This is a genomic window from Acidovorax sacchari (genome assembly GCF_042847045.1).
GTDB lineage: Bacteria > Pseudomonadota > Gammaproteobacteria > Burkholderiales > Burkholderiaceae_C > Paracidovorax > Paracidovorax sacchari.
Map to the genome: position 1 here is coordinate 318692 of NZ_AP035783.1, position 21096 is coordinate 339787.

General features: G+C 69.3%; 16 protein-coding genes and 1 CRISPR repeat array (1 of these 17 running past the window's edge). Of the genes, 10 read left to right on the forward strand and 6 right to left on the reverse strand.

Features of this window, described 5'->3' with window-relative positions; all coding sequences use genetic code 11:
* Positions 1-1385: direct repeats of the CRISPR family, unit length 36 nt; unit sequence AGTCTAGATCACTGGGATATGCGCACTGGCCGGAAC (it extends 630 nt beyond the left edge of the window).
* Between the two features lie 104 nt (positions 1386-1489).
* Together ACGHC0_RS01465 and ACGHC0_RS01470 are read left to right on the forward strand one after the other, a co-directional pair.
* Entirely contained in the window at positions 1490-1666 is a 177-nt protein-coding gene (locus ACGHC0_RS01465; protein ID WP_415267239.1) for a hypothetical protein, read from the forward strand.
* Between the two features lie 109 nt (positions 1667-1775).
* Complete coding sequence (locus ACGHC0_RS01470; protein ID WP_415267240.1) at positions 1776-4049, forward strand: phosphocholine-specific phospholipase C; 2274 nt, start codon at positions 1776-1778, stop codon at positions 4047-4049.
* Between the two features lie 18 nt (positions 4050-4067).
* Here the strand turns inward: ACGHC0_RS01470 and ACGHC0_RS01475 are convergent, their stop codons facing one another.
* Complete coding sequence (locus ACGHC0_RS01475) at positions 4068-5555, reverse strand: diguanylate cyclase domain-containing protein (protein ID WP_415267241.1); 1488 nt, start codon at positions 5553-5555, stop codon at positions 4068-4070.
* 222 nt (positions 5556-5777) lie between these two features.
* Between ACGHC0_RS01475 and ACGHC0_RS01480 the strand changes: the two genes are divergently transcribed.
* A complete protein-coding gene (locus ACGHC0_RS01480) occupies positions 5778-6767 on the forward strand; it encodes a YihY/virulence factor BrkB family protein (RefSeq protein ID WP_368353697.1) in 990 nt (329 codons plus the stop codon).
* Between the two features lie 21 nt (positions 6768-6788).
* Here the strand turns inward: ACGHC0_RS01480 and ACGHC0_RS01485 are convergent, their stop codons facing one another.
* A complete protein-coding gene (locus ACGHC0_RS01485; RefSeq protein ID WP_415267242.1) occupies positions 6789-7721 on the reverse strand; it encodes a DUF72 domain-containing protein in 933 nt (310 codons plus the stop codon).
* 172 nt (positions 7722-7893) lie between these two features.
* Here ACGHC0_RS01485 and ACGHC0_RS01490 point away from each other — a divergent pair, with 172 nt between their 5' ends.
* Positions 7894-8709, forward strand: a complete 816-nt coding sequence (locus ACGHC0_RS01490) for a glycine zipper 2TM domain-containing protein (RefSeq protein WP_107128375.1) — start codon at positions 7894-7896, stop codon at positions 8707-8709.
* Positions 8710-8804: 95 nt separating this feature from the next.
* On the opposite strand, the gene ACGHC0_RS01495 is transcribed toward ACGHC0_RS01490, so the two are convergent.
* Both ACGHC0_RS01495 and ACGHC0_RS01500 read right to left on the reverse strand, forming a co-directional pair.
* On the reverse strand, positions 8805-9578 hold the full coding sequence (locus tag ACGHC0_RS01495) for a ferredoxin--NADP reductase (protein ID WP_368353700.1): 774 nt from the start codon (positions 9576-9578) through the stop codon (positions 8805-8807).
* Between the two features lie 234 nt (positions 9579-9812).
* A complete protein-coding gene (locus ACGHC0_RS01500; protein ID WP_415267243.1) occupies positions 9813-10769 on the reverse strand; it encodes a LysR family transcriptional regulator in 957 nt (318 codons plus the stop codon).
* 129 nt (positions 10770-10898) lie between these two features.
* Here ACGHC0_RS01500 and ACGHC0_RS01505 point away from each other — a divergent pair, with 129 nt between their 5' ends.
* On the forward strand, positions 10899-11699 hold the full coding sequence (locus ACGHC0_RS01505; RefSeq protein WP_415267244.1) for an SDR family NAD(P)-dependent oxidoreductase: 801 nt from the start codon (positions 10899-10901) through the stop codon (positions 11697-11699).
* Positions 11700-11880: 181 nt separating this feature from the next.
* On the opposite strand, the gene ACGHC0_RS01510 is transcribed toward ACGHC0_RS01505, so the two are convergent.
* Positions 11881-12867 (reverse strand): tripartite tricarboxylate transporter substrate binding protein BugE, encoded by a 987-nt coding sequence (locus ACGHC0_RS01510; RefSeq protein ID WP_415267245.1) that lies wholly within the window; start codon positions 12865-12867, stop codon positions 11881-11883.
* 381 nt (positions 12868-13248) lie between these two features.
* On the opposite strand from ACGHC0_RS01510, the gene ACGHC0_RS01515 reads away from it, so the two are divergent.
* Both ACGHC0_RS01515 and ACGHC0_RS01520 read left to right on the forward strand, forming a co-directional pair.
* Complete coding sequence (locus tag ACGHC0_RS01515; RefSeq protein ID WP_415267246.1) at positions 13249-15072, forward strand: sensor histidine kinase; 1824 nt, start codon at positions 13249-13251, stop codon at positions 15070-15072.
* A 30-nt stretch (positions 15073-15102) separates the two neighbouring features.
* Positions 15103-16482, forward strand: coding sequence for a sigma-54-dependent transcriptional regulator (locus ACGHC0_RS01520; protein WP_415267247.1), 1380 nt, complete (start codon positions 15103-15105; stop codon positions 16480-16482).
* A 29-nt stretch (positions 16483-16511) separates the two neighbouring features.
* Here ACGHC0_RS01520 and ACGHC0_RS01525 read toward each other — a convergent pair whose 3' ends face one another.
* On the reverse strand, positions 16512-18065 hold the full coding sequence (locus ACGHC0_RS01525; protein WP_107128383.1) for a YifB family Mg chelatase-like AAA ATPase: 1554 nt from the start codon (positions 18063-18065) through the stop codon (positions 16512-16514).
* Between the two features lie 243 nt (positions 18066-18308).
* Here ACGHC0_RS01525 and ACGHC0_RS01530 point away from each other — a divergent pair, with 243 nt between their 5' ends.
* Genes ACGHC0_RS01530 through ACGHC0_RS01540 form a run of 3 tightly spaced genes read left to right on the forward strand, consistent with a single transcriptional unit; the run spans position 18309 to position 20926 of the window.
* Positions 18309-19034: a TorF family putative porin gene (locus tag ACGHC0_RS01530; RefSeq protein WP_368353706.1), complete on the forward strand. Its 726-nt coding sequence runs from the start codon at positions 18309-18311 to the stop codon at positions 19032-19034.
* Between the two features lie 52 nt (positions 19035-19086).
* Positions 19087-19425: a P-II family nitrogen regulator gene (gene glnK, locus ACGHC0_RS01535; protein ID WP_011793419.1), complete on the forward strand. Its 339-nt coding sequence runs from the start codon at positions 19087-19089 to the stop codon at positions 19423-19425.
* Positions 19426-19477: 52 nt separating this feature from the next.
* Entirely contained in the window at positions 19478-20926 is a 1449-nt protein-coding gene (locus tag ACGHC0_RS01540) for an ammonium transporter (RefSeq protein ID WP_415267248.1), read from the forward strand.
* The last annotated feature ends 170 nt before the right edge of the window (positions 20927-21096 follow it).

The window sequence follows — 21096 nt, forward strand, 5'->3', positions numbered from 1 at the left end:
GCCCTGCACAGATTGTCCGGACGTGCCTTAGTCTAGATCACTGGGATATGCGCACTGGCCGGAACCGATCCTGCAATGGACGGCGGCGGAGTGCTAGTCTAGATCACTGGGATATGCGCACTGGCCGGAACTCGCGTGCGGGGCGATGTGGAGTGCTGTCGAGTCTAGATCACTGGGATATGCGCACTGGCCGGAACAAGGCTTTCCGTAGGGCTCGCAGGCGGATAAGTCTAGATCACTGGGATATGCGCACTGGCCGGAACGCTGTGAACGTATTTTAGCGCACGTTAAACAGTCTAGATCACTGGGATATGCGCACTGGCCGGAACTGGATCACCGACAGCCCGCCGTGCAGGTAAAGTCTAGATCACTGGGATATGCGCACTGGCCGGAACTGTGCCGCCGCCTGTGCCGCCGCCCGTGCCAGTCTAGATCACTGGGATATGCGCACTGGCCGGAACTCCTCCAGTCCACGCTCGATTACCGCGAGTAGTCTAGATCACTGGGATATGCGCACTGGCCGGAACGCATGGATGCGCCGTCTTATCTGCCGTCTGAGTCTAGATCACTGGGATATGCGCACTGGCCGGAACGCAGGTAGCCGTATTCCACGAGGTGCCCGTAGTCTAGATCACTGGGATATGCGCACTGGCCGGAACCAACCAGATGCGCAGCCGCGCCTCTTGCCGAGTCTAGATCACTGGGATATGCGCACTGGCCGGAACAAAACACGGACGGGACGTTCGTGCGCCGACAGTCTAGATCACTGGGATATGCGCACTGGCCGGAACTTACGTCGAAGGCATGCGCTGTGTGGTGCAAGTCTAGATCACTGGGATATGCGCACTGGCCGGAACCCGCGGCCGAATGCATCGACTTCACCCTCGAGTCTAGATCACTGGGATATGCGCACTGGCCGGAACTGCACGCGCGCGCGGGAGAAAGTGGACTTCAGTCTAGATCACTGGGATATGCGCACTGGCCGGAACGGCAGCGCACCTGCTGGATGTCGGTCAGCAAGTCTAGATCACTGGGATATGCGCACTGGCCGGAACATGCCTGGCGTCTACACGCTGCTGGGCAATAGTCTAGATCACTGGGATATGCGCACTGGCCGGAACGCGGCGGCAGCTTCGTCGACTTTCAGGCCTAGTCTAGATCACTGGGATATGCGCACTGGGCGGAACATGGCCATCGTCGCAGTGTGGGCCGTGGGCAGTCTAGATCACTGGGATATGCGCACTGGCCGGAACTTGTCGGATGGAAAGGTGAAACCAGCGCCGAGTCTAGATCACTGGGATATGCGCACTGGCCGGAACACCTCACCGCCTTTGAACAGGTGCTTGTCTAGTCTAGATCACTGGGATATGCGAGCTGGCTGTGTTCACCAGCACTGCTCCGGCCAGTCACCGCCGTGTTACCCAAACGTCACTCCCACGCAATAGTCCGAGAGAAGAATGCCAAGCCTCTCCATTCCTCTCCCCACGACATGACCTCGCATCCACGGCCCACCGCGCCGTCCCTCCTCGGCCGCTCCCTGCTGGCCGCCTGCACGCTCGCGCTCGGCCTGCTGCTGGCCGGCTGCGGCGGCTCCGGCTCCGACGCCTCGAACGGCTTCATCGCCAACTGCGGCAACCCCGACACGCACTGCGCGCCCAAGCCCTGACCCGGGCCCACGGGCGCTCCGGCGCCTGTCGTGCACTGCGCTCGCCGCACCGCCGCGCGCGGTCCATGGCGCGCCCCGTCTTTCTTCGGACAACAAACACTCCTCCAAAATGACCGTCGATTCCTCCAAACGCAAGTTCCTCTCCGGCGTGCTCGGCACCGGAGCGGCCGCCGCCACGCTGTCCGCGTTTCCGCCCGCCATCCGGCGCGCGCTCGCCATCGAGGCGAACAACGCCACCGGCACCATCCGGGACGTGCAGCACGTGGTGCTGCTGATGATGGAAAACCGCTCCTTCGACAGCTATTTCGGCACCTTCAAGGGCGTGCGCGGCTTCGGCGACCGCTTCGCCGTGCCCTCGCAGTACGGGCGCAACGTCTTCTACCAGGCCTACACCAAGACCACGCCGCCCGGCACCTACGTGCCCTTCCGGCTGGACGAGGCCCAGGGCAACGCCCAGCGCGCCGGCAGCACGCCGCACACCTGGGTGGATTCGCAGGCGGCCTGGGACCATGGCCGCATGTCGCGCTGGCCCGATGCGAAGCTGCCCCTCTCGATGGGGTACTACGAGACGGCCGAGGTCTCGTTCCAGCGCGCGCTGGCCGATGCCTTCACGCTGTGCGACCACTACCACTGCGGCATGCACACCGGCACCATCGCCAACCGGCTCTTCTACTGGACGGGCACCAACGGCCCGAACGGTGTCAGCCCCGTCGACGGCTCGCGCGTGAATGTGGCGGGCCTGAACAACCAGTTCAACGCGGGCAACGACATCGGCGCCTCCACCGACGGCTGGACCTGGACCACCTATGCCGACCGGCTGCAGAAGGCGGGCGTGACCTGGAAGGTCTACCAGAGCCTGATCGACAACTTCGGCTGCAACGAGATGATGGGCTTTCGCCACTGGCGCGCCGAGATCGAGAAGATGCCCGCGGACCGCAAGCCGCTCTACGTGGCCAAGACCGACATCACGCAACCGCAGGGCCTGGCCGGCCCCAATTACGACCCGGCCATCGACGATGCCCTGAGCCCGCTGGCCAAGGGCTTCGGCAACACCATGCCGCAGGGCTTCCTGGAGACCTTCCGCGACGACATCGGCAAGGGCCGGCTGCCGGCCGTGTCGTGGATCATCGCGCCCTCGGTCTATAGCGAACACCCCGGCCCCTCCAGCCCCGCGCAGGGCGGCTGGTACGTGCAGGAAGTGCTGGACGCGCTCACCGCCAATCCGGAGGTGTGGAGCAAGACGGTGCTGCTCATCAACTACGACGAGAACGACGGCTTCTTCGACCACCTGCCGTCGCCCGCCGTGCCTTCGCGCAACGCGGATGGCAGCCTGGCCGGCGCCTGCACGCTGGCTGCCGCCGACGTTGCCGTGGAATACCACGACTTCCAGCCTGCCACCTCCAGCCAGCCGCCGGCCGACGGCAAGCCCTACGGCCCCGGCCCGCGCGTGCCGATGTGGATCGTCTCGCCCTGGAGCCGGGGTGGCTGGGTGAATTCGCAGGTGTTCGACCACACCTCCACCCTCATGTTCCTGGAAAAGCGCTTCGGCGTGGCCGAGCCGCAGATCAGCGCCTACCGCCGCGCGGTGTGCGGCGACCTGACCAGCTGCTTCAACTTCGTCAACCCGAACACCGAGACCCTGCCCACGCTGGCCGGCCGCACCAGCAAGACGGCCGTGGACGCACGCATCGCCGCGCAGGTCCAGGCCCCCAAGCTGCCCCAGCCCGCCGCGGCCACGGACACGGCCCTGCCGGTGCAGGCGCCGGGCGTGCGGCCTTCGCGCGCGCTGCCCTACGAACTGCACGCCACGGCCCAGGCGAACGCCGGCGCGGGCACGGTGACGCTGCTCTTCGCCAACACGGCCAAAGCCGGCAGCCCCGCCACGGTGTTCCACGTCTATGACAGGAAGCACCTGGACGCGATCCCGCGCCGCTACGTGGTCGAGGCGGGCAAGACGCTGAACGGCGTCTGGAACGCGGCGGCCGACGGCGGTGCCTACGACCTGTGGGTGCTGGGCCCCAACGGCTTCCACCGCGCCTTCGCGGGCGACCTCGCGCAGCAGGCTTCCGCCGGCATGCCCGAGGTGCAGGTCTGCTACGAACTGTGCGACCCGCCGCAGGTGCGCGTGAAGCTCTACAACCGCGGCACCGCGGCCATCGGCTTCACCGCCGAGGCACGCGCCTACCGCGCCGACGGCCCCTGGACGCGCACCGTGCAGCCGGGCGCGGTGGAGGAACTGGCCTGGGCCCTGGGCGACAGCGGCAACTGGTACGACTTCACCGTGCGCTGCAGCGCGGCCCCGGCCTTCGTGCGGCGCTTCGCGGGCCGCGTCGAAACGGGCCGGGATTCCGTGTCCGATCCGGCGATGGGACAGGGGGCCTGAGGACGGCGCGCGGGGCGGTCACCGCTGCGACGCCATGTCGGGCGATGACTGCCCCGCCGTCTGCGCGTTCTCCGCCATGGCGAACCCGCCCCCGCGCCGCTTGGCCGTGTACATCGCCTGGTCGGCGCATTGCACCACCTCGGCGCCGCGCCGGGAGTGCGCGGGGGCGAAGGCGATGCCGATGCTGGTGCCCACTTCGGCCGTGAGGCCCGGCTGCAGCGGGATGGGCTGGCGCACCACCTCGACGATGGCAGTGGCGATGTGGGTCAGCGTCTGCGGGTCGTCGGTGCGTACCAGGATCGCGAACTCGTCGCCGCCCAGCCGGGCCAGCGTGTCGGACGAGCGGATGATCTTCTGGATGCGGGACGCGGCTTCCTTGAGCACCACGTCGCCCGCGTCGTGCCCGTACGTGTCGTTGACGAGCTTGAACTTGTCGAGGTCCAGCAGCATGACGGAGAAGCCCGCGCCCGACCTCTGCATGTCCTGCTCGGCGCGCAGCAGCCGGGCCTCGAAGGTGCGGCGGTTGGCGAGCCCGGTGAGCGCGTCCTTCTGCGCCACGTCCTCCAGCGGCGTCACCACGCGGCTGGCGACCACCTTCACCGCGATGATGGACACCAGCGCGCTCATCAGCACGCTCACGGCGTACAGTGCCTCCAGCTTGAGGAACGGAGACATGACCGGCGCGAAGGGCTTGGCCACCACGGCGCTGACAGGCTGCGGGCCGGAGTCGTCCAGCATGATGACCTTGACGCGGTAGCCGGCACCTTCGGTGTCGCTGGCGGAAAAGGGCGCCTGGTTCCTGTAGTGCCGGTCGATGTGTTCCATGGGAATGGAGGGGGGCAGGGTGCTCGCGTGGACGGTGTAGCGGCCCTCGCTGTCATGGGAGACGAAGGCCATCTGCAGCTGCGTCATGCGTGCGAACTGCTGGGCGCCCGCGGGCGTGATCCGGAAGGCCAGGTAGATGTGCGCCACCGGAACGGGAGCCCGCACCGTCACCTTGACCCAGTTGTGCAGCACGGGCTTGCCGTCTTCCCCGTCCATGGTGCGCATGTTGCGGCTGGCTTCGCGGACGCTTCCCACCAGCATCTCCAGCCGGCGGTCCAGCGCCGGGTCCCGCTCGCGCAGGAACCCGGACACGGACGAGCGCGCCCGCAGCGTGCCGTCCAGGTCCGTGAGCACGATCAGTTCGGCGCCGGTCCGCGCCAGCTGGTTGTAGAGCGCCGACTCCACCGTGTCCCGGTTGGTCTCGTTGAAGATGATGTTCTGCAGGCCGTAGTCCCGGGAGATCAGCTCGGAGGCCACCCGCCGGGATTCGCGCCGCATCGCGGCCGTGTACTCGAAGGTCTGCGCGCCCGCCTCCAGGGCGGCGTCCACGCTGTTCATGGCGATCCGCCGGTTGGAAAAATGCAGGAAGACGAAGGCCACCACCTGTGCAGCGATCAGCGTCAGCGCGAGCAGGGCCAGGAAACGGCCCGACGATGCGGATGGCAGGAAATCCCTCTTCATGCGTGCTCTTTTTCTGTAAGGCGCGGGCAATCGTGCTCCGTGGGCAGGGCGGGCGCCCGCCTGTGGTGCCCTGCCTGACTCTTTCTCTATTCCCCTGCGCCCCATGATGCCCGCCTTTGGCCTATCCGTGCAATGACCTGCGGGTATCCCGTATCCCATACAGGTATGCATTGGCGAAGTGCTCCGACACCCGGCGGCTCGACGATGCGGTGCAATGGCCGCATGCCGTCCCCCTTCCTCACCCGCTGCATGGAGAGCGCCAGGCGCCTCATCCAGCCCATCATGCCGCTCGTGCGGGCCGTCAATCTCTGGCTCGACGCCGACGGCCTGCGGATGAGCGCAGCCATGTCGTTCTACGGCATGCTGAGCCTGGCGCCCCTGCTGCTGCTGCTCGTGGGGGTGCTGGGCTGGTGGATCGACAAGTCCTATCTCGAAACCAACCTCATCGCCCAGGTGCAGTCCGTGATGGGCGAGCGCGGCGCGGAAGTCGTGAAGCTCGCGCTCTCCAGCGCCCGGGAGCCCTCCGAAGGCCGGCTGGCCTCCATCGCGGGCTTCGTGCTGCTGCTGTCGGGCGCGACCGGGGTGTTCGTGGAGCTGCAGTCCGCGCTGGAGCGGCTCTGGACGTCCGGCCATCCCCCCGCACCCGACAACAACAAGGCCTGGTGGCGCATGGCCTCGCTGCGGCTGCGCGGCCTGGCGTATGTGCTGGCCATCGGCTTCCTGCTGCTGATCTCGCTGGTCGTCTCCACGGTGATCCACGTGGTGGCCAACTGGGCGAGCGCGCGCCTGCCTTTCGCCTCCGGGCCCCTCCTGCAACTGGTCAACGAACTGGTCGCCTTCGGCATCGCGGTGCTGCTGTTCGTGGGGCTGATGCGCATCGGGACCGGGCCCAAGCCGCCGATGGCCTGCCTGGTGTTCGGCGCCGTGGTGGGGGCGATCCTGTTCACCGTGGGCAAGCAGCTGCTGGCGCTCTACCTGGCCACGGCGGCCGTGGTGTCGGCCTACGGGGCCGCGGGCTCGCTCGTCGTACTGCTCATGTGGATCTATTTCTCGTCGGCGGTGCTGCTGTTCTCCGCCAGTTGCGCCCGTGCCCTGCAGGAGGCCCGGGCCGAGCACGTGGGGCAGCGCGTGGATGCCGCCCATGCCGAAGATGTGCCCCCCTCCACCTCGCCGAAGCCACCGGCACCCGCCGCGCCGGCCGGCGCGCGCTGAGCACGGGCCGGGCACCGGCGCTCAGCGCCCCGCCGGCCGCAGCGTGTCCGGGGAAAGGCGCAGGACCCGCGCCAGTTCCAGCGCATTGCGGGGCGCGTGGAGCTTCGCCGTGTTGTCGAAGAAGCAGAACACGTCCCGCCCGCCTGGAGGCGCTGCGGGCGCACCCGCGGCAGGGCCGGCCAGTGCGACATCGCGGGGCACCGCGCCCCGGTGCCAGGCCCGGATGCGGCGGGCCCACGCGGCGATCCGGTCATCGCTGTAGCCGCTGGCGTACAGCGCCTCGGCGCCGTGCAGGCGCAGGTACATGAAATCGGCAGTGACGTCGCCCAGCTCCGGCCAGCGGCCGCCGGTGTCGGCCACCACCAGGGCCACGCCATGGCGGCGCAGCAGGGTGATGCATTCGGGTGTGGCGAAGCTGGAATGGCGCACCTCGAGTGCATGGCGCATGCGCCACCGGGGCCCTTCCGCCTCCAGCCATTCCCGGCCGCGCATGCGGGGCTCGCGTTCGCGGGCCAGTTCCAGGCCCTGCCGGGTGTCGCGGGGCAGCAGGGCCAGGAAATCCTCCAGCAGGCCGGCATCGAAGGGCAGGCTCGGCGGCAGCTGCCACAGGACGGGGCCGAGCCGGGGGCCGAGCGAGAGCAGGCCGGACGCCAGAAAATTCGCGATGGCCGCGCGCGGCGAGCGCAACCGCAGGATGTGGGTGATGAACCGCGGCGCCTTCACGGTGAAGACGAAGCCTTCCGGCGTATCCCGCGACCACGCCGCGTAGCTGGAAGGGCGCTGCAGGGCATAGAAGGAGCCGTTGAGCTCGATCGCAGGAAACTGCCGGGAGGCGAACGCCAGCTCCCGGGCCTGGGCCAGGTCGTCCGGGTAGAAGGTACCGCGCCATGGGGCATAGCGCCACCCGGAAACACCGATGCGTATCTGTGCGGCCGGTGCCGCCTGGAGTGCCATGGGGCCACTGTGCGCAGCGCCGGCCAGGGCGTTTGCGGGAGGCCTTCGGCAGGCCGTGTCGGACGCCGCCGGGCGGCTCTACAGCTTCTTACGGTGTTTACAGAGCCCGGCGGTATGTGAAGCACCTGCGCGGGTAACCTGCCAGCACAACACCCATGGAAAGGGAAATCGTATGAGTCTCGTTGTCCGTTCCAATTCTTCCGCTGCGGGCCCGGTGGCCGGCGGCTCGGCGAAGTGGCTCTGGGCTGCGATCGGCGCGCTGGGAGTCAGCGTGCTGGCCCTGGGCGCCACGCTGGTGGTCCAGAACCGCGACCGCGCTCCGGATGTCGCCTCCGCAGTGCAGCCTGCCGCCGCCCTCGCTCCGGACGCACAGTCCGCGGCGGCCGCCAATCCATCCATCAACCCCGCCAACTCCGCAGTACCCCAGGGCGCCCAGGGCCGTCCCGCCGCGGTGGCCCAGGCCCCGGCCCAGCAGTTCGCGCAGCGCGCGCCCTCCCCGGGCTATGCGCCGCAGCCCGCCTACAGCGGTGCCCCGCAGGGCCAGCAGCAGGTGGCCATGCAGCGTGCCGCGGCGCCGGCCTGCATGACCTGCGGCCGTGTCGAGTCCGTCCAGGCCTTCCAGCAGGCCGCGCCCGCCACCGGCATCGGTGCCGTGGCCGGCGGCGTGATCGGCGGCGTGCTGGGCAACCAGGTGGGCAAGGGCTCGGGCCGCACGGCGGCCACGGTGCTCGGCGCCGTGGGCGGCGGCTACCTGGGCCACACGGTGGAGCAGCGCACCCGCACCACCACGGCCTACCAGATCCGTGTCCGCATGGACGACGGCTCGGTGCGTACCTTCACGCGCTCGCAGCCGGTGGCCGAAGGCACGGCCGTGCGGGTGGAAGGCCGCAGCTTCCGCGTGGACAACGGCCAGTACGGCAGCGGCTATGGCGGCGGCTACTCCGCCCAGGCGCCGCATTCGGTGCGCGTGGCCGACAACGGCTACTGACATCCCCGGGCCGGCCGGCATGTTCCGGCCGCGGGTCCCCTCGGCTTTGCGGACGGGCGGCTTTCAGGCCGCCCGTTGTGCTTTCCGCGGCCGTGTCACTTCTCGACGAAGGCGCGCTCGATCACGAAATCGCCGGGCTTGGTCGTGTTGCCTTCCTCAAAGTCGCGCTTTTCCAGGATGGCCTTGAGCGAGGCCAGCATTTCCGGGCTGCCGCAGAGCATGACGCGGTCCACCAGCGGGTCCAGCGGGGGCACGCCCAGGTCGGTGAAGAGCTTGCCGTTCTCGATCAGGTCGTTGATGCGGCCCTGGTTGCGGAACGGCTCGCGCGTCACGGTGGGGTAGTACTTGAGCTGCTTGGACACCATCTCGCCCAGGAACTCGTGCTTGGGCAGCTCCTGCGTGATGAAGTCGTGGTAGGCCAGTTCGTTCACCTGGCGCACACCATGCACCAGCACCACTTCCTCGAACTTCTCGTAGGTGTCCGGGTCGCGGATCACCGAGAGGAAGGGTGCGAGGCCGGTGCCGGTGGAGATGAGGTACAGGCGCTTGGCCGGCAGCAGGTAGTCGATGAGCAGCGTGCCCGTGGGCTTGCGGCCGACGACGATGCTGTCGCCCACCTGGATGTTCTGCAGGCGCGAGGTGAGCGGGCCGTCCGGCACCTTGATGGAGAGGAACTCCAGGTGCTCCTCGTAATTGGCGCTGGCGATGCTGTAGGCGCGCAGCAGCGGCTTGCCGTCCACCTTGAGGCCGATCATGGTGAAGTGGCCGTTGGAGAACCGCAGCGACGTGTCGCGGGTGGTCGTGAAGGAGAACAGGCGGTCGGTCCAGTGGTGGACGGAGAGGACTCGCTCTTCGTTGAATGCGCTCATGGATGGATGGCGGAAAGTGAAAACGACAAGGGGCGCGTGGCCTTCGAAGGCAGGGCCGGTGGCTCGTGCGGGCGGCCATGTGGACCGCCCTGGCTGCCCCCTGCCGGGTGGGCAAACCCCTACATTGTCGGACAAACGCGGCGGGTGGGTGGGTTCAGGCCCCAGGACATGTGCGCGAATCCTGTCTATCGTCATCTGGAAAACCTGCCAGCCAATGGTCCGTCGGCACGCGTCTCACGGTGGCGCTGCTCCCCGGTTTGTCGCTGCCGCATCCTGCCCCAGGTGCTCCCCCACCACTTCCGCCAGCCAATCCATCACCGCCCTCACGCGCCGCGGCAGGTTGCGGCGGTTGGCGTACATCAGCGTGAGCGGCATCGGTGGCGCGGCGTGCTGCGGCAGCACTTCCACCAGCGCGCCCTGCGCCAGCAGGTCCACCACGCCCAGGCGCGGCACCTGGATGATTCCCAGGCCCGCGAGACAGCCGGCGATATAGGCCTCGGCGTTGTTCACCGTGAGGGCACCCTGCATGGGGATGGCCGCCAGGGAGCCGTCCACCAGGACCTCGAAGCCGCCGGAGCGGGCGCCGAGGGTGTTCACGAAATGCACCAGCCGGTGATTTGGCAGAGCGTCCAGCGCCTGCGGTGTGCCGCGCGCCCGCAGGTAGGCGGGGCTGGCGCAGTTGACCAGCCGCGCGGGGCCCAGCGGGCGCGCGACGAGGCTGGCGTCCACCACGGCGCCGGTGCGCAGCACGCAGTCGAAGCCTTCGCGCACCACGTCCACGCGGCGTTCGGTGCTGCTCAGTTCCACCTCCAGGCCTGGATGGCGGGCCAGTAGCTCGGGCAGGCGCGGCACGACCACGTTGCGCGCCATGCCGGTGGACATGTCGATGCGCACGCGTCCGCGCAGGCCGCCGCCCCCCGCGCCCTCGCCGTCGGCGTGCTGGAACATGGACTGCAGCTCGTCCACGTCGGCCAGCAGGTCCTTGCAGCGCTCGTAGTAGGCCTGCCCGTCCTGCGTGAGCTGCACCCGGCGGGTGGTGCGGTGCAGCAGGCGCGTGCCGAGCTGGGTTTCCAGCTGCTGCACGGCGGTGGAGGCGCTGGCCTTGGGGATGCCGAGCGCTTCGGCCGCCTGCGTGAAGCTGGCGAGTTCGGCCACGCGGACGAAGGTGTGCATGCGGTCGAAGGGGCTCATTGTTCTTTTGGGATGAACGATGTGATCGATTTTCCGCGATTTATGGCGATGGTATCGATCAATAGACTCCGTTCCATCGATTCTTCAACGTCGTTTCCTCCTTCCCTGATCCACCGAAAGGACTTCGCCATGGCTTCCCCCGCATCCACTTCTTCTTCTTCTTCTTCCACCGGCCACCCCGCCATCGCCCTCATCACCGGCGGCAGCCGGGGCCTGGGCCGCAATGCCGCGCTGCACGTGGCGCGCTCCGGCACCGACGTGATCCTCACCTACCGCAGCCAGGCGGCCGAGGCGCAGGCCGTGGTCGCCGAGATCGAGGCGCTGGGCCGCCGCGCGGTGGCGTTGCCGCTGGACGTGGGTGCCAGTGCCACGTTCGCGGATTTCGCGCAGCAGGTGCGCGGCGTGCTCGCACAACACTGGCAGCGAGAGCGCTTCGACTTCCTGGTGAACAACGCCGGTTCCGGCGCGCATGCCGGCTTCATGGAGACGACCGAGGAGCAGTTCGACCAGATGGTCGCCATCCACCTCAAGGGCACGTTCTTCCTCACGCAGAAGCTGCTGCCGCTGATGAACGACGGCGGGCGCATCCTGAACGTGTCCTCGGGCCTCGCGCGGTTCGCGCTGCCGGGCTATGCCGCCTATGCGGCGATGAAGGGCGGGGTGGAGGTGCTGACCCGCTACATGGCCAAGGAACTGGGCGCGCGCGGCATCGCCGTGAACGTGGTGGCCCCCGGCGCGATCGAGACGGATTTCGGGGGCGGTGCGGTGCGCGACAACGCGCAGCTCAATGCCTTCATCGCCGGGCAGACGGCGCTGGGCCGTGTGGGTCTGCCGGACGACATCGGCGGCGTGATCGCGGCGCTGCTGCAGCCGGGCACGGGCTGGGTGAACGCCCAGCGCATCGAGGCGTCGGGCGGCATGTTCGTCTGAAACGAGCCTTTGCCACGGCGCTGGCGCACCGCTCACCGGTCCGGGCCGTCCATTCCGAGCACAGCAACGCATGGACGAATTCGCCGCCCCACTCTGGCGCGCTGCCTGTGGGTCGCTGCGTGCGCCTCGGCCAGGACCGGCCGGTGAAGCCCGCCGTCCGGCCGACGGGCCGTTGCGGTACTCAGTTCAGCTTCAGCTGCTGCTTGGCCACCACGCCCTTGTAGAGCTCGTACTCGGCCTTGGTCTGGGCCGTGAATTCCTCCGGCGTGTTGCCGACCACGAGGGAGCCCGTGTCCTCGATGCGCTGGCGCACGGCCGGGTCTTCCAGGGTCTTTTTCACGGCCTGGGAGATCTTGTCCACCACTTCGCGCGGCAGGTTCTTCGGGCCGTGGATGCCGTAGAACGCCATCCGGTTCACGGGCTCGAAGCCGACTTCCTTAAAGGTGGGCACGTCGGGCATCGAGGGCAGCCGCTGGGGCGCCGCTACCGCGATCGCGATGAGCCGTTTTTCCTTGATGAACGGCAGCGCGGAGGGCAGGTTGTCGAAGATCATGGGCACCTGGCCGGCCACCGCGTCGTTGAGCGCCGGGCCCGCGCCCTTGTAGCCGATGTGCTCCAGTCCCAGGCCGGACAGCGACTTGAACAGTTCCATCTGCAGGTGGCCGATGCCGCCCGTGCCCGAGGTGGCGAAAGAGTACTTGCCCGGATGGGCCTTCACCTCGGCCATGAACGCCTTGAAGTCCTTCGCCGGGAAGCTCGGGTGCACGGCCAGGACGTTGGGCGTGGCGGCCATGTTGACGATCGACGTGAAGTCGGTGAGCGGGTTGTATTTCACGGCGGGATTGATGGCAGGCGCGGACGCGACCGACGACACCGTCGCCACGCCGAGCGTATAGCCGTCCGGCGCGGCGCGGGCGATTTCCGTCGCACCGACCACGCCGCCCGCGCCGGCCTTGTTGTCCACCAACACGGGCTGGCCCAGCGTGGTGCCCAGCGACTGCGACACCACGCGCGCCACGATGTCGGTCGTGCCGCCAGGGGCGAACGGAACGATCAGGCGCACGGGTTTGGAGGGGTAGTCCTGGGCCATGGCGGGAGCCGCGGCGCAGGCGGCCAGGGCCGTGGCGGCGAGCAGGGCGCGGCGCAGGGGGGAGGGGGAATGCTTCATTGCGGATGTCTCCTGGGTAGTCGGATATTTTCGGTTCTGCGGGATGCGGCACACTTCGCCCGCGATGGCGGGTGCGCCGCACGGAAATGCCTTTTGCAGCTTGCGTGCCACGCCGGGCGCGGCGGTGGCGGATGAGCCCGGCGGGCGCACCAGCGCTGGAGATGGGGCCTGTTGCATAGCCGCGGAGGGGCTGGGTGCGGCAGTGCTGCGTGGCGGCTTTCCGCACGTGGACGGACCGGTTGTGCGGTTTTCCGGACACGGGTTCTTGTCAACGGGAGTAGCCCTTGGGTGCGCCTTTCCGGCCCGCACCACAATGCGTGCCGAACCGCCGCTCCGGCGGGCCGGCGGCCACCGCCGGGCATTTCGCCGCGCAGCCTCCGCTTGAAACCCGACCGTTCCCTCCTGATCCCCGGCCTCGCTGTGCTGGCCTGCGTGTGTGTCGGCGCGCTGGTGTACCGCGCCACGCTCGACACTCAGCTGTCCCGCCAGCGGCATGCGGCGGCGCAGCGGCTCGATTTCGCCGCCCAGAGCCTGGAATCCCTGCTGCATCGCAACGAGGCCCTGCCGGCCCTGCTCGCCCTGGATGACGGCCTGGGCCGCGCGCTGCGCGACTCCGGCCAGACCGGCCTGGCCGCCGCCAATGCGTTCCTGGAACAGGCGGCCGGCCTGGCCGACGTGGAAGCGGCCTACCTGATGGATGCAAGCGGCCACACGGTGGCGTCCAGCAACTGGCGCCTGCCGAGCAGCTTCGTGGGGCAGAACTACCGGTTCCGCCCGTACTTCGAGGCGGCGATGCAGGGACAGACCGGGCGCTTCTACGGTGTGGGCGCGACGACCGGCAAGCCCGGCTATTTCATCGCCGCGCCCCTGCCGGCCAACGCACCCGCCCGGGGCGTCGTGGCCGTGAAGATTTCGCTCGATGCCTTCGAAGCCTCGCTGGCCGCAGGCGGCGACACCGTTCTGCTGGCCGACCGCGATGGTGTCGTGTTCGTGAGCACCGAGGCGCAGTGGCGCTACCGCACGCTCGCGCCGCTCGGGCCACAGGCGCTGGCCCGGCTGCAGGATGCCCAGCAATATGGCAGCCATGCCCTGAGGCCCATCGACCACGGCCTGGGTGCCTGGCCGGACGGCAGCGCACCGGTGCGCCTGCGGCGCGGCGGAATGGAGCGCGATTTCAGCGTGGCTGCACGCAGCGTCGGGCCGCTGGGCTGGCAGATGCTGCTGCTGGCGGACCAGTATCCGGTGCGCCAGGAAGCCCTGGTGGCGGGGCTGGCCGGCGGGCTGTGCGCCGCGCTGCTGCTGGGCATGTTCTTCTACCAGCGGCTGGACCAGCAGGGCCAGGCCGAGCGCCGCGCCAGCGCCGCCCGGCTGCAGGCCGCGCACGACATGCTCGCATCGCAGATCGCCCAGCGTACCGCCGACCTGACTGCCGCCAACATGGCACTGCAGGAACGGGTGAGCGACCTGCAGCAGGCGGAGCAGATCCTGCGCGGCACGCGCGATGCGGCCGTGCAGGCGGGCAAGCTGGCGGTGCTCGGCCAGATGGCGGCCGGCATGAGCCATGAACTGAACCAGCCCCTGGCCGCGCTCCAGACGCTCTCGGACAATGCCATCGCGCTCGACCGCCAGGGGCGCCGCGAGGATGTGGCCGAGAACCTGCAGCTCATCGGCCAGCTCGCCGCACGCATGGGCCGGATCGTGCGCCAGCTCAAGAGTTTCGTGCGCAAGGAAGCGCCCGTGCTGCAGTCCTGCCGCGTGCGCGATGCGCTGGACCATGCGCTCCTGCTGCTGGCGCAGCGCTGCACGGCGGTACAGGCGCGCATCGACGTGCAGCCGTTCGACGCCGGGCTGTGCGTGATGGCGGACCCCACGCGGCTGGAGCAGGTGCTGGTGAACCTGCTGCGCAACGGCCTCGACGCGGTGCAGGACCGGCCGGTGCGCGAAGTGCGCTTCGCCCCGGCCGCCGAGGCTGGATGGGTGCGCCTGCGCGTGTCCGACACGGGGGGCGGCATCGCGCCCGAGGCCCGCGGCCGGCTCTTCGAGCCGTTCTTCACGACCAAGGCGGGCGAGGGGCTCGGCCTGGGGCTCGCGGTTTCGCGCATCATCGTGGAAGGCATGGGCGGCACCCTCGCCGTGGAAGACGTTCCCGAGGGCGGCGGCGCCGGATTCACCGTCACCCTTCCTCTCGCCCGGCCCGATGCCTGAATCCCTTCCGTTCCAAGGACTTTTTAGCCGATGACCGACGCGCCCCTCCCGGCCGTACCTGCCGGGGCCCCCCGCCCCGTCTATCTGATCGAGGACGACGCCATGGTGCGCCGCGCCTACGGCCAGGCCCTCGAACTGGCCGACATCCCCGTGCGCGCGTTTTCCCAGGGGCAGGCCGCCCTCGACGCCTTCGGGCAGGACCCGCCCGCCGTCGTGGTGACCGACATCCGCATGCCGGGCCTGGACGGCATGGAACTGCTGCGCCTGCTGCGCCAGCGGGATGCGGACCTGCCCGTGGTGCTGGTCACCGGCCATGGCGACGTGGCGATGGCGGTGGAAGCCATGCGCGATGGCGCCTACGATTTCATCGAAAAGCCGTTCTCGTCCGAGCGCCTGCTGCTGACCGTGCGCCGGGCGCTGGAGCGCCGCGCGCTGTCCGGCGAACTGCAGCGGCTGCGCGCGCGGGGCGGGGCCGATGCGCTCGCCGGGCTGGTGGGCCAGTCCGCCGGCATGGCGGAGGTGCGGCGGCTGGTGTCGGCGCTCGCCCCCCTGGACGTGGACGTGCTGCTCCACGGAGAGACCGGCGCCGGCAAGGAGGTGGTGGCCCGCGCCCTGCACGCGGCCAGCGGCCGCACCGGCCCGTTCGTGGCCATCAACTGCGGAGCGCTGCCCGAAGCCATCATCGAGAGCGAACTCTTCGGCCACGAGCCGGGCGCGTTCACGGGCGCCACGCGCCGGCGCATCGGCAAGATCGAATACGCCAACGGAGGCACGCTGCTGCTCGACGAGATCGAGTCCATGCCACCCTCGCTGCAGCTGCGCCTGCTGCGCGTGCTGCAGGAGCGCGAGATCGAACGCCTGGGCAGCAACCAGCCGGTGCCCGTCACCGCGCGCTTCGTGGCCGCCGCCAAGGCGGACCTGAAGCAACTTGCCGAGCGCGGGCAGTTCCGTGCCGACCTGTACTACCGCCTGCACGTGGTCGCCATCGACATCCCGCCGCTGCGCGACCGGCCGCAGGACATCCCGCTGCTCATGGCCCACTTCCTCGCGCAGTCGGCACTGCGCCACGGCCGCCCGGTGCCCGCCTGGAGCGACCGAGACCTCGCGGGATGGCTGGCCCACGACTGGCCCGGCAATGTGCGCGAACTGCGCAACGCCGCCGAGCGCCTGTGCCTGGGCCTGCCCGTGCAGCCGCTCGATGCGGGGGGCGAATCCACCCCGTCGCTCGCGGCCCGGGTGGAGGCGTTCGAGCGCAAGCTGCTGCGCGACACCCTGGCCTTGACGCAGGGCAATGTGGCCCGCGCCGCCGAACTGCTCCAGATGCCCCGCAAGACGGTGTACGACAAGCTGCAGCGCCACGGGCTCGCGCCCGGCAACGCGGGCATCGCTCCGCGCGACGGCGAACGGTAGGCCGCAGCCGCGAAGGCCGGGGCTGCCGGTCACGCGGCCTGGCGCAGCACGCGCCGGTACTGCACCGCTTCGGCCACGTGCGCGGGCCCGACGGAAGCATCGCCCGCCAGGTCGGCGATGGTGCGTGCCACCTTGAGCGTGCGGTGGGTGCTGCGCGCCGACCATCCCAGCCGGGCGGCGGCGGACTGCAGGAACCGGGCGGCATCGTCCTGCAGGCCGGCCTGCACGTCGATCTCGCGCCCCTGCAGGGCCTGGTTGGGCTTGCCCTGGCGGGCCAGGGCGCGCTCGCGCGCGGCGGCGACGCGCTCCCGCACGCTGGCCGACGGTTCGCCGGGCGCGGCGGCCAGCAACTGGTCCGCGGGGAGGGCGGGCACCTCCACATGCAGATCGATGCGGTCCAGCAGCGGGCCGCTCAGCTTGGCCTGGTAGCGGTCGATCTGGTCGGGCGTGCAGCGGCAGGCACGCTGGCCGGAGCCCAGGTAGCCGCAGGGGCAGGGGTTCATCGCCGCGACGAGCTGGAAGCGCGCCGGGAAATCCGCGCGGCGTGCGGCCCGTGCGATCGTGATGCGGCCCGTCTCCAGCGGCTCGCGCAGCGCTTCCAGGGCGCTGCGGGCGTACTCGGGGAATTCGTCCAGGAAGAGCACTCCGTGGTGGGCGATCGAGATTTCTCCGGGGCGCGGGGGTGACCCCCCTCCCACCAGAGCCACCGCACTGCAGGAGTGGTGTGGCGCAGCCGTCGGCCTGGCACCCCATGCGGTCGGCGTGAAGCGCCCGGCCAGGCTGGCCACCGCGGCGCTTTCCAGCGCCTCGTCCACGGACATGGCCGGCAGCAGGCCCGCGAACCGGTGCGCCAGCATCGACTTGCCCGAGCCCGGCGGGCCCACCATGAGCAGGCCGTGGCCGCCTGCGGCGGCGATCTCCAGCGCGCGCCGGGCGGCGGCCTGGCCCTTCACGTCGGCGAGATCGTCGGCGGGGGCTGCGGCCATCGGCGGCATGCCCTCCACCCGGCACCAGCCGTCCTCGGTACCGATGTCGGGGCCCGCCCCGGCGCTGGCCGCGGCCTGGGGAGGAAGGAACCGCGCCACCACGTCCAGCAGGTGCCGGGCCCGGTACACCTCGGTGCCGGGCACCAGGGCCGCTTCTTCGGCGCTGCCGGGCGGCAGCACCATGCGGGCGCGGCCCCCGGCGGAGCGCAGGGCGAGGCTGGTGGCGAGTGCGCCCCGCACCGGGCGCAGTTCGCCGGAGAGCGACAGCTCGCCCGCGAACTCATGGCCGGCCAGCAGCGTGCCGTCGATCTGGCCGCTGGCGGCCAGGATGCCCAGGGCGATCGGCAGGTCGAAGCGGCCGGAGTCCTTGGGAAGATCAGCCGGAGCCAGGTTGACGGTGATCTTCTTGTTGTGGGGGAATTCCAGCCCCGCGTTCTGCAGTGCCGAGCGCACGCGCTCGCGCGCTTCCTTCACTTCCACGTCCGCCAGGCCCACGAGCGTGAAGCTCGGCAGGCCGTTGGCCAGATGCACTTCCACCGTGACGGCCGCGGCCTGCAGGCCCAGCAATGCGCGGCTCTGCACCAAGGCAAGACTCATGAACTTTCCCCCTCCCCACTTGGGTGCGCTGCCGGGTGCCGGCGCGTCGGGGGCGCATGGTACGCACCATTCGGGTGCGCCATGCTGCAAAACCGTCAGGGTTGTAACCATCCACGACGCAGGGGACGCCGGGGCGCACCCATTCGGAGCGCCTGGAGCGGCGCGGCGGCGGGGCATGGCACGGTCCATGCTTTGCGTCTGTCGAACCCCGATCCACCATTGGCTTATTCCGAAGGAGCCCCCATGACCCGCGTCCTGAAGTCCCTGAGCATCGCCCTCCTGGCCGCCGCCCCCGTCTGGGCCAGCGCCCAGCTGACCGGCAATGTGAGCCTGACCACCAACTACAAGTTCCGTGGACAGGACCAGGACACGAGCAAGGTCAAGGCCGTCAAGCCCGCCATCCAGGGCGGCTTCGACTACACGTTCGGCGAGAGCGGCTTCTACCTGGGCAACTGGAACTCCAGCGTGGACTGGCTGCCCGGCAATTCCATCGAAATGGATTTTTATGGCGGCTATAAATTCAAGGCCGGGGGCATGGACCTGGACGTGGGGGCCCTGACCTATGTGTATCCCGGCAACACCACCGGCAACACGACCGAACTCTACGGCGCCGCCACCTACGGCCCGGTGACGGCCAAGTACTCGCACACCATCTCCAAGGACTATTTCGGCTGGGCCGGCGCCAAGACCTCCGGCAACCGCGGCCGCAATACCGGCTACCTGAACGTCGCTTTCGCGCAGGAAGTCGCCCCGAACACCACCTTCAAGGCGGCGGTGGGTTACACGCGCTTCGCCAGCGACATCAAGGACCTGGGCGTGCCCAACTATGTGGACTACAGCGTGGGCGGTGCCTACGATTTCGGTTCCGGCCTCTCGCTGTCGGCTGCGGTGGCCGGCGCCAACAAGAAGAACTTCTTCGGGCCGGTGAACAAGAACCGGCTCATCGTCACGCTCACGAAAACCCTTTGACCGACCATACCCACAACGGGGGTCTCGAGGCCCCCACTACGGAGATCCGAACATGAAAATGGTGACAGCCATCATCAAACCCTTCAAGCTCGACGAGGTGCGCGAGGCCCTCTCGGACATCGGCGTGCAGGGCATCACGGTGACCGAGGTCAAGGGCTTCGGGCGCCAGAAGGGCCATACCGAGCTCTACCGCGGCGCCGAGTACGTGGTGGACTTTCTGCCCAAGGTGAAGATCGAGGCCGCCGTCGCGGACGATCTCGTGGAGCGGGTCATCGAGGCGATCGAGGGCGCCGCCCGCACCGGCAAGATCGGTGACGGGAAGATCTTCGTGGGACACCTGGAGCAGGTCGTCCGCATCCGCACCGGCGAGACCGGCAAGGAAGCCCTCTGACGGCGGCCCGAGCGCAGAGCCAACGGATCAACGCATTCCGAGAGACACAACCATGAAAAAACTGCTTGCTTCCTTCCTGCTGGGAATGGGCCTGCTGGCTGCCGGCTCCGCCGCGCTGGCACAGGCCCCTGCCGCCTCCGAGCCGGCCGCCGTCACCGCATCGGCTCCCGATGCCGCCCCCGCGCCGGCCGCTGCTGCGGCACCCGCTCCCGCAGCGGCCGCCGCGCCGGCTGCCGCTGCAGCTTCCGAAGCCGCTCCCGCGGCGCCTGCGCCGAAGCTCGATTCCGGCGACACCGCCTGGATGCTGACCTCCACGCTGCTGGTGATCCTCATGACCATCCCGGGCCTGGCCCTGTTCTACGGCGGCCTGGCCCGCTCCAAGAACATGCTGTCGGTCCTGGTGCAGGTGTTCGTGATCTTCTCGCTGATCTCCGTGCTCTGGGCCATCTACGGCTACAGCCTGGCGTTCGGCGGCGAAGGCACGTTCTTCGGCACGTTCGACAAGATCTTCCTGAAGGGCATCGCTCCGGACACCCTCTCGACCATGCTGCCGACGATCCCCGAGTACGTGTTCGTGTCGTTCCAGTCCACCTTCGCTGCGATCACCGTCGCGCTGATCGTGGGCTCGTTCGCCGAGCGCATCAAGTTCTCGGCCGTGCTGATCTTCTCGGTGCTGTGGTTCACGTTCAGCTACATCCCGATGGCCCACATGGTGTGGGGCGGCGGCCTGCTGGGCAAGGACGGCGCGCTGGACTTCGCCGGCGGCACCGTGGTGCACATCAACGCCGGTATCGCGGGCCTGGTGGGCGCGTACATGGTGGGCAAGCGCATCGGCTTCGGCAAGGAGGCGCTCACGCCCCACAGCCTGACGCTGACCATGGTGGGTGCCTCGCTGCTGTGGGTGGGCTGGTTCGGCTTCAACGCCGGCTCCGCCGGTGCCGCCAACGGCGCCGCGGGCCTGGCCTTCGTGAACACCGTGCTCGCCACGGGCGCCGCCACCCTGAGCTGGCTGGCCGGTGAATCCCTGCACAAGGGCAAGGCCTCCATGCTGGGTGCCGCATCGGGTGCCGTGGCCGGCCTCGTGGCCGTCACGCCGGCCGCCGGTTTCGTGGGCCCGATGGGCGCCATCGTGCTCGGCCTGATCGCCGGCGTGGTCTGCCTCTGGGGCGTGGGTGGCCTCAAGAAGATGCTGGGCGCTGACGACGCATTCGACGTGTTCGGCGTGCACGGCGTGGGCGGCATCCTGGGCGCCATCCTGACGGGTGTGTTCGCCTCCCAGGGCCTGGGCGGCACGGGTGGCCTGACGCCCGACACGTTCTCCATGGGCGGGCAGGTGTGGATCCAGGTCAAGAGCGTGGTGATCACGCTGGTCTGGTCCGGCGTGGTGGCCTTCATCTCCTACAAGATCGCCGATCTGCTGGTGGGCCTGCGCGTCAGCGAGGAAGCCGAGCGCGAGGGCCTGGACATCACCTCGCACGGCGAAACCGCCTACAACCGCTGAAATCAGGGTTTGTGCGCCGTTCCTTTGGATGCTGAAAAAAGGTACGGTGCCAGGTATCTGGACCGGGGCGGCGACTGGTGGCGTCACCCGGGCCGGACGACAACGAACGATCGAGTTGCTCCTTTTGGACATTCGGCCCGCCCGCAAGGCGGGCTTTTTTTTGGCCATGC

Bases quoted from the DNA above. Each gene is read 5' to 3' on its own strand.
- ACGHC0_RS01465 (WP_415267239.1), top strand. From the start codon at position 1,490: ATGACCTCGCATCCACGGCCCACCGCGCCGTCCCTCCTCGGCCGCTCC.
- ACGHC0_RS01470 (WP_415267240.1), top strand. From the start codon at position 1,776: ATGACCGTCGATTCCTCCAAACGCAAGTTCCTCTCCGGCGTGCTCGGC.
- ACGHC0_RS01475 (WP_415267241.1), bottom strand. From the start codon at position 5,555: ATGAAGAGGGATTTCCTGCCATCCGCATCGTCGGGCCGTTTCCTGGCC.
- ACGHC0_RS01480 (WP_368353697.1), top strand. From the start codon at position 5,778: ATGCCGTCCCCCTTCCTCACCCGCTGCATGGAGAGCGCCAGGCGCCTC.
- ACGHC0_RS01485 (WP_415267242.1), bottom strand. From the start codon at position 7,721: ATGGCACTCCAGGCGGCACCGGCCGCACAGATACGCATCGGTGTTTCC.
- ACGHC0_RS01490 (WP_107128375.1), top strand. From the start codon at position 7,894: ATGAGTCTCGTTGTCCGTTCCAATTCTTCCGCTGCGGGCCCGGTGGCC.
- ACGHC0_RS01495 (WP_368353700.1), bottom strand. From the start codon at position 9,578: ATGAGCGCATTCAACGAAGAGCGAGTCCTCTCCGTCCACCACTGGACC.
- ACGHC0_RS01500 (WP_415267243.1), bottom strand. From the start codon at position 10,769: ATGAGCCCCTTCGACCGCATGCACACCTTCGTCCGCGTGGCCGAACTC.
- ACGHC0_RS01505 (WP_415267244.1), top strand. From the start codon at position 10,899: ATGGCTTCCCCCGCATCCACTTCTTCTTCTTCTTCTTCCACCGGCCAC.
- ACGHC0_RS01510 (WP_415267245.1), bottom strand. From the start codon at position 12,867: ATGAAGCATTCCCCCTCCCCCCTGCGCCGCGCCCTGCTCGCCGCCACG.
- ACGHC0_RS01520 (WP_415267247.1), top strand. From the start codon at position 15,103: ATGACCGACGCGCCCCTCCCGGCCGTACCTGCCGGGGCCCCCCGCCCC.
- ACGHC0_RS01525 (WP_107128383.1), bottom strand. From the start codon at position 18,065: ATGAGTCTTGCCTTGGTGCAGAGCCGCGCATTGCTGGGCCTGCAGGCC.
- ACGHC0_RS01530 (WP_368353706.1), top strand. From the start codon at position 18,309: ATGACCCGCGTCCTGAAGTCCCTGAGCATCGCCCTCCTGGCCGCCGCC.
- glnK (WP_011793419.1), top strand. From the start codon at position 19,087: ATGAAAATGGTGACAGCCATCATCAAACCCTTCAAGCTCGACGAGGTG.
- ACGHC0_RS01540 (WP_415267248.1), top strand. From the start codon at position 19,478: ATGAAAAAACTGCTTGCTTCCTTCCTGCTGGGAATGGGCCTGCTGGCT.